At 42.5% G+C, this 1,449-nt stretch carries 2 protein-coding genes; one reads left to right on the top strand and one right to left on the bottom strand.

Translation table 11 applies throughout. From position 1 onward, the window contains the following. The first annotated feature begins 117 nt into the window (after positions 1 to 117). Positions 118 to 1,206, top strand: a complete 1,089-nt coding sequence (locus tag ACFIJP_RS09090) for a DUF3792 domain-containing protein (protein ID WP_375627088.1) — start codon at positions 118 to 120, stop codon at positions 1,204 to 1,206. Here the strand turns inward: ACFIJP_RS09090 and ACFIJP_RS09095 are convergent. Then, on the bottom strand, positions 1,196 to 1,449 hold a 254-nt coding region (locus tag ACFIJP_RS09095; RefSeq protein ID WP_375627090.1), incomplete at its 5' end, for a hypothetical protein. The genes ACFIJP_RS09090 and ACFIJP_RS09095 overlap by 11 nt on opposite strands.

The raw sequence follows: 1,449 nt of genomic DNA on the forward strand, positions 1-1,449 counted from the left end.
TAATGATCACCGTCTTGTGTTCGATGTTTTCTGTCCTTTTTGGCGCATATCTATTCACTTTTGGAACATAATTGGCAAAAAGACATTGTATCTCCAGCATATTCAAGGAGATAAAACATGGAAACTCGCATTCCTGAAGACACACCATTCGATACGAATTTTCTAGGAGAAACATCTCTAGAAGAAAAGTATTCATTCTTTCACACACCCATTTCATGGTCCGCAATCTTTGCTGGACTGGTGAGCGCCCTTGCCACCTCAATCTGCCTCTCTTTTCTGGTAGCCGCTTTAGGCTTAAGCCAAATGGATTTCACCTCTTCAACCCCATTTGAAGGCTCTTTCCTCTCCTTTGGCGTGGGTTCTGTTATCGTTACACTGATTAGCCTAGCCTTGGGAGGCTTTGTAGCTGGACGTTTTGCTGAATCGTCGGGAACGGTTCATGGCTTTCTCACTTGGGCTCTCATAACATTGCTGATGACCCTCCAAGCCATCCACGTGGTTTCTAGTACAGCAAAGATAGGAGCTAAAACGGCTCTAGAAAACAGCTCTATGATCCAACAAACCGTAGACAGCCTCAAAACCAATATTTCCCCTATACTTGCAAACTTAAACAGCGAAAGTCTTGAAAAGTTTTTTGCAAAAAACAGTGACAATGGCATCAATTTCGATCAACTTTCGAGTGAATTGCGCACCCTTCTCAATAAAAGCGACATTCCTGCTCTCAACCCTGAGCGCTTGAAACAAACCTACCAAGCTGCACTCAACGATATTGGTTCTGCGATAACAGCTTTCAAAAATGATCCTTCTCACTATCGTACCACTTTAAAAAATCTTGGTGAGCACCTGTCTGATCGTGTAGAAGATCTCACGACAAAATTTGATCGAAGTGATATCATCAAGGCCCTTATGACCGATGGCATGTCCCGTGCGGATGCACAAACAGCAGTAAACCGTGCCGTTCATATTTATCAAAGCGCAGAGGAAAAAACCGAAAAGGCGATAAAAGCGCTTGAAGAACGGGCAGAAACACTCTCGAACAATCTTGAGGATACGATCAAGGGCGCCAAAAACACTGCAACTAAAGCCACAAAAACAGCCTCCAATATGGGGTGGTGGGGCTTTTTAGGCAGTCTGGTAGGCGCCATTATTTCCAGTGTGTTTGGATATTATGGTTATAGAAGCCGTAAGGACACTTTCATACTTTAAAACGTCTACCTCTAAAGCAAATACATAAAAAGCTGCACGCATAGTGCAGCTTTTTTGTGAAATTTTCTGATTGCCCTTTTGTATCATTGTCTCTCATATCAGAAAATTTCGCCAGCCCATAATCCTTCAATATTCCCCTTTCAAAAAACATAAGGAGCTGCTCATCACTGCCAATAGGCATTGTGCTTGTTTTGAAGAGAGCTCTGAAAACTTCCTTTCTCAACTGATCATCAAGAAAAACTA

The organism is Bartonella sp. MU37NMGALS, from assembly GCF_042194015.1.
Taxonomy (GTDB): domain Bacteria; phylum Pseudomonadota; class Alphaproteobacteria; order Rhizobiales; family Rhizobiaceae; genus Bartonella; species Bartonella grahamii.

Excerpts from the sequence above, each read along its gene's own strand:
- ACFIJP_RS09090 (WP_375627088.1), top strand. The coding sequence starts at position 118 with ATGGAAACTCGCATTCCTGAAGACACACCATTCGATACGAATTTTCTA.